Raw genomic sequence first — 6298 nt, 5'->3', positions numbered from 1 at the left:
ATTTTGTTTGTGGGGTGGTTATCATCAAAAGTCATCTTATGTCCACGCCCATAACGCCTAACCCCAGCCCTAACCCCATTCAAATGCAATCTGGGGCAGATACAGTCAGTCGGCGTCAGTTTTGGCTGGTATTGATTGGCATGATATTGTTGGCAGCCAACATGCGCAGCCCCATCGTGGCGTTGGGGTCTTTGGTCAATGTGATCCAAGAGGCACTCAACATCAGTGCAGTTGAGGTGGGCTGGCTTGGTTCAGTGCCAATGGTATTATTTGCCTTTGGGGCGTTGGTCTCACCTAAGCTTGCCAAACGGTTTGGTTTGGGCAATTTATTACTGTTGTCTATTGTGTTCATGACAGTGGGTATCTTATGGCGAGTGTTGTGGGTGGGGTGGTGGCCGTTTTTATTTGGTACGGTGCTGTTGTCCTTTGCCATATCCATTGCCAATACTTTGGCTGCTCCAGCCATTAAACAATTAACACCAAGGCACATTCCTTTGCTAACAGGCATATTCAGTACCAGCATGTCAGTGATGGCAGGGGTGGCAGCAGGGGTGGTTTTGCCGATTGAACAATGGCTTGGTTGGCGGTGGGCTTTGGGCAGTTGGGCAGTATTGGGCATCATGGCGTGTCTGTTATGGTTGCCCATACGCTCAAGGTTGGCTGACAAAACCGCCTCCAGCATAACTGCTAATGCCACAGCATCAAGCTCATTTGCCATGGGCAATTTGCCAAACATTCGTATGTGGCAAGCCCCGTTGGCTTGGCAGATTGCTGTCTTTATGGGTTTGCAGTCGTTACTGTTTTATACGGTTGCCAGTTTTTTACCAACCATTTGGGTAAGTAAAGGGCTAGACCCAATCACCGCAGGCAATATAGGCATGGTTTATCAAGTGATGGCACCCTTGGCAACTTTGGCATTGACGGTATTCATGGGGCGTCGACGTTGGGTGCGTCCATTGGCGATGTTTGCAGCGTTGATTAATGTGGTGGGAACGGCTGGTTTGGCATTTGCTTCACCAAGTTTGGCTTGGTTATGGACAGCATGTATGGGGTTGGGTGGGGCAATGATATTCACCATGTGTATCATGATGATAGGAATGCGAACTTATGACACTGAGCAAGCAAGTAACCTATCTGGCATGGCACAGACAATTGGTTATGGCATTGCCATCATTGGTCCTTTGGGCATGGGCAGTTTGCATGAATATTTGGGCAGTTGGCATGTGCCATTGGTCATTTTATTTGTCTTGATGGTATTTAATGTGTTCATGGGCTGGCTGGCAACACGTCCAGTCATGATAGATGGCTCACATTTATAGTGTCCAAGTATGGCATTCAAGCACACCAATCTCATCAATTAGATATCGCATATGGCATGTTTTAGCAATAAAAATTAACAAAACATTTCAAATACACTCGATTGTTACATGGTTTATGATATTACTTGCAAAACTTAACTCAGCTCTCTTAAAACTTGCACATACAGCATGAAATATCTTGTTACTATACTCCCCATCGTTAGCCAAGATGATTTTAGAACGTGTTAATCCGTTCAATCAGTTTGGCATCATCAACCCATTAGGAGACACAACGATGAAAACATCATATAAAACCCTTATCACCCTAGCTGTTGGCAGTCTCATGACCGCAGGTGCTCAAGCTGCTGTCTATGATTCAACAGCTTATGGTCAGCCTTATGTTGGTGCTAAAGCTGGTAAATTAGATGTTAAAATCAATAGTAATAGTAAAAGCAATAAAAAAATTACCAATAAAGACCCAATGGCTTATGGCATCTATGGTGGCTATAACTTTGACCCCAATTTTGGTGTGGAAGCTGAATTTATTAGTTCTGGTAAAGCTGACTTAACCCATGATGGTGTTAAAGGTAAATTTGATGCCAAAACATACGGTGTCTATGGCACATACCGCTATGGTGTTCCCAACACAGGCATTTATGCCAAAGGCAAACTGGGTGTTGCCAAGACAAAAGTCGATGGCAGTGCCACAGGCTTTAAATACACTGAAGACAAAACTTCATTGGCAGGTGGCGTGGGCGTAGGCTTTCAACCCATACCAAATGTTGGCATCGAAGCTGGCTATGATTGGTTGAATGGCAATGCCAAATTGATGAGCGTCGGTGCTCATGTGAAATTCTAACACACCATAAAAATGATTAAAAAAAACAGCTCCTTAATGGGAGCTGTTTTTTGTTTTGGAGCTTTTTATCGATATTTAAGCATTGAAAATTGATTTTGGAATGATTTAAATTTGTGGTTGTGCTAAATCACTTTACTAAACCGATTTGTATGTTTTTTCTCCAAATAGTCATCAAATACCATCGCCACATTACGCCCTAATAAGCGTCCTTTTGGCAGCACTCGAATGCCTTTGGCATCTATCTCTACCAATTTATCGGTTTGCATGTCCCTCAACGCTTGGATTTCTTCAATAAAATACGTCAGCGCATCAATACCAAATCGGTGATTGACATCAGCAAAATCAATATAATCATGGCACAATAAATTCATGATGACATAACCACGCAACTGATCACGAATGCCAGCATCAATGTGCTTAACCGCTGGCAGTTTATGCTCATCTATCAGTTGTTGGTAGTTTTGTAAATCAGTGTCATTTTGTAAAACATGGCGATGACCATTGGCATTAATTTGGCTGATGGAAGATACCCCAAAACCTAATAAATCACAATCTCCCAAAATGGTATAACCCTGAAAATTACGATGCAACTTGCCTTCTCGTTGAGCCACCGCCATTTCATCGTCAGGTTTGGCAAAATGGTCAATGCCAATGTATTGATAGCCAGCTTCGCTTAACGCATTGATGGTGTTGCCAAGCATGGTCAGTTTATCAGCAGGACTTGGTAAATGTTCTTCTTTGATTTGCCGTTGTCCCTTAAAACGTTCTGGTAAATGGGCATAATTAAATATCGACAGACGGTCAGGCGCAATGTCAATAATTCTGTCCACTGTATTAGCAAGACTGGCAATGGTTTGGTGGGGCAAACCATAAATCAAATCAATGTTAATGGAATGAAAGTCCAATCGCCGAGCTTCGTCCATCACTTTACGCACCAGCTCTTCTGGTTGTACTCGATTGACCGCAATTTGTACGTTCTCTTCTAAGTCTTGCACACCAAAGCTCACCCGATTAAAGCCAAGCTCTCTTAATACGATCAGCGTGTTGTCAGTTAACTCTCTTGGGTCGATTTCAATGGAATAATCGCCCTCTTTTTCTGGCACAAAGTCAAACTGCGTTTGTAAAAATGTCCATAATTGAGCCAACTCATCATCTTGCATGAATGTGGGCGTACCACCACCTAAATGTAGCTGTTTGACGATGGGTTTTTCTTTTCCCAATAGCTGGCGTTTATGTCTAATCTCAGCAAACAAATAGGCCAAATAATTCCCCGCATCGCTGTTTTTTTTGGTGATGATTTTATTGCAGCCACAGTAGTAGCACAAATGTCGACAAAATGGAATATGAAAATACAACGATAATGGCACACGAGTGTCCCTATTTTGTAAAATCTGTTCTTCCACCCCATTTTTAATTGGAGTAAATTCCAAGGCAGTTGGATAAGATGTGTATCTGGGACCTGAGCGATTATATTTATGAATCAGTTCTTCATTAAATAGATTTTTTTCTAAAGTAAATTGGGTGTTTTGACGAGCGTAAGGATTGACATTACTATCATCTTGTCGCTCAGTAAAGGCGTGTTCTTGCATGTTGGCTACCTTGGGATATCAGTGGTTAGACGGTAAAATTATTGCTATTATAGCAAATTTAGTCCATTCATCGGAGACTAATCAAATCTGGTCTAAGGAAACCTATGTCATTTGCCCAAGTAAGTACCCGTTCGGTCGTGGGATTGCATGCCCCTGCTGTCATGGTTGAAGTTCATCTGTCTCAGGGCTTGCCTGCCTTGACCATTGTTGGCCTACCAGAAGCTGCCGTACGAGAGAGCAAAGATCGGGTGCGTTCTGCCATCATCAACTCTAACTTTCAATTTCCCAATCGTCGTCTTACCATTAACCTTGCCCCTGCTGATTTGCCAAAAGATGGGTCAAGGTTGGATTTGCCCATCGCCATGGGCATTTTAGCCGCCAGTGGGCAGATTGACCCAAACTGGCTGACCGATTATGAATTCATTGGTGAATTGGCATTAAACGGTGATTTGCGTCCTGTATCAGGGGCATTGGCAGTGGCACGAGCCATCAAATCAGACAACCATAAAACCAGCCAACACAAAACCAATCAACAAGCGGATAAAACACACTCTTCTGTTCTGACCCAGAACCTAAAGACCCTTATCGTTCCCCAAGCCAATGGCGCACAGGCCAGTCGAGTGGCAGATATTACGGTGCTTGCAGCAGACAGCTTACAAGCCGTTTGCCAACACTTACAAGCGGTTTTTGCCCCATTAACAGACGATGATGACAAGCATCGCCTAACCCCTGTTGTCGCCAAACCAAGCCAACACACACGCCATCATCAGCCAGATTTAGCCGATGTTAAAGGGCAACTGCATGCCAAAAGAGCGTTAGAAATCGCCGCAGCGGGTGGTCATTCTTTACTGTTTAAAGGGCCACCAGGCTCAGGAAAAACCCTAATGGCATCAAGACTGCCCAGTATCTTGCCTGATTTGACCGATAACGAAGCCTTAGAAGTGGCAAGCATCTATTCAGTCGCTGATACCGATTATGCTTATGGCACACGTCCTTTTCGTGCCATTCACCATACCATCAGTGCGGTGGCATTGGTGGGTGGTGGCTCACGCCCAAAGCCAGGTGAAATTACCCTTGCCAATAAAGGCGTGCTATTTTTAGATGAAATGCCAGAATTTAACCGTAAAGTGTTAGAAGTCTTACGTCAACCTCTTGAGTCCAAAACCATCACCATCAGCCGAGCCAATCAGCAGGCCACCTTTCCAGCCAATTTTCAACTGGTTGCTGCCATGAATCCTTGCCCATGTGGTTATTATGGAGACCCATCAGGACGCTGTCATTGTCGACCTGAAGCCATTCAACGTTATCAAGACAAAATCTCAGGACCACTGCTTGACCGCATTGACTTACACATCGCCGTTCCTGCCATGCCCATAACTGACCTACAAACCACCCAAGCAGGTGAATCTTCTGCCAGTGTGCGAGCAAGAATCAGTCAAGCCCATCAACGTCAGCAACAGCGACAAGGCAAAGTCAACAACGAGCTTACCTCAAGCGAGCTGGACAGTTATGCCCTACTGGGAGATGCTCAAAAAACACTGTTACAAACCGCCCAACAACGCCTAAACCTATCAGCACGCAGTTATCACCGAGTACTTAGAGTCGCCCGCACCATTGCTGATTTGGCAGGCAGTGAACAGATTGACACCCCTCACCTAACCGAAGCATTAAGCTATCGAGGATAATAAATGCTCAACCAACCCACCAAACTCATCAAACACCCATGTTGGTTCACTCATCGCAATTGGCTCACCATAATTGTAACCATATGTTAGCCCTACCGTTGCCATTCCAGCCGACTGACCAGCCAACACATCATTTTTACTGTCCCCAATCATCACCGCATCACACACATTAACCCCCAATCGCTCACACACCATCAACAAAGGCAACGGATCAGGCTTTTTCACTGGCAAACTATCGCCACCAAACACCACCGAAAATAAATCTTCCCAACCAAACAGCCCTAACAACTTAGGCACAAACCGCATTGGCCTATTAGTCACCAACGCCAACTCAAATCCAGCCGAACGCAACCGCCAAAGCCCATCATCTACCCCAGCAAAAGGTACTGTCTGCATCGCACACAACTCACCATCACATAACGCACCATAATGACGCAAAAACACCTTATGTGCCATCTGCACCACATCGCTTAATGGCCCCATCGTCGTTATTGTCGCCATGGTTATCTGGCCATCTGTTCTCTCATCAACCGTCTTGCTCACCGACAACAACGCCCGTTCCACCAACTTAAAAGACCCATTACCCACCCAACCACGCACCACCGACTCATCAACCTGCTCATATCCCAACTCATCAAGCATCGCATTCACCGCCACCGCCAAATCAGGCACACTATCAATCAGCGTCCCATCCAAGTCAAAAATTAACAACCCAGTCATCACACACTCCCATCATCATAATACTCCCACAGTCATAATAAAATAACATACAATCAACACCACCCATCATAATCCCATTCTAACAACATAATAAAATCTAAAAAATAACAAAATCTAAAAAAAACCAAAAAAACCCCTTGACACTAC

5 protein-coding genes are annotated in these 6298 nt (G+C 44.5%); 3 read left to right on the top strand and 2 right to left on the bottom strand.

The features are described from left to right. Window positions 1-1319: MFS transporter (locus B0682_RS09245; RefSeq protein WP_338044671.1), on the top strand; the 1319-nt coding region annotated here is incomplete at its 5' end. 178 nt (window positions 1320-1497) lie between these two features. After that, entirely contained in the window at window positions 1498-2157 is a 660-nt protein-coding gene (locus B0682_RS09240; RefSeq protein ID WP_240494968.1) for a porin family protein, read from the top strand. Between the two features lie 122 nt (window positions 2158-2279). Here the strand turns inward: B0682_RS09240 and hemN are convergent, their stop codons facing one another. Next, a complete protein-coding gene (gene hemN / locus B0682_RS09235; RefSeq protein ID WP_078308440.1) occupies window positions 2280-3746 on the bottom strand; it encodes an oxygen-independent coproporphyrinogen III oxidase in 1467 nt (488 codons plus the stop codon). Between the two features lie 104 nt (window positions 3747-3850). Here hemN and B0682_RS09230 point away from each other — a divergent pair, with 104 nt between their 5' ends. Then, window positions 3851-5431 carry a YifB family Mg chelatase-like AAA ATPase gene (locus B0682_RS09230; protein ID WP_078308439.1) on the top strand — a complete coding sequence of 527 codons (1581 nt, stop codon included), beginning with the start codon at window positions 3851-3853 and terminating at the stop codon, window positions 5429-5431. Here B0682_RS09230 and B0682_RS09225 read toward each other — a convergent pair. Then, a complete protein-coding gene (locus tag B0682_RS09225; RefSeq protein ID WP_078308437.1) occupies window positions 5414-6151 on the bottom strand; it encodes a phosphoglycolate phosphatase in 738 nt (245 codons plus the stop codon). The genes B0682_RS09230 and B0682_RS09225 overlap by 18 nt on opposite strands. Window positions 6152-6298: the final 147 nt, after the last annotated feature.

Source organism: Lwoffella lincolnii, from assembly GCF_002014765.1.
Lineage (GTDB): Bacteria > Pseudomonadota > Gammaproteobacteria > Pseudomonadales > Moraxellaceae > Psychrobacter > Psychrobacter lincolnii.
The sequence above is the reverse complement of the archived record's forward strand: the minus strand, read 5'-3'. Positions and strand labels throughout refer to the sequence as shown.

Bases quoted from the DNA above. Each gene is read 5' to 3' on its own strand.
- hemN (WP_078308440.1), bottom strand. From the start codon at position 3,746: ATGCAAGAACACGCCTTTACTGAGCGACAAGATGATAGTAATGTCAAT.
- B0682_RS09230 (WP_078308439.1), top strand. From the start codon at position 3,851: ATGTCATTTGCCCAAGTAAGTACCCGTTCGGTCGTGGGATTGCATGCC.
- B0682_RS09225 (WP_078308437.1), bottom strand. From the start codon at position 6,151: ATGACTGGGTTGTTAATTTTTGACTTGGATGGGACGCTGATTGATAGT.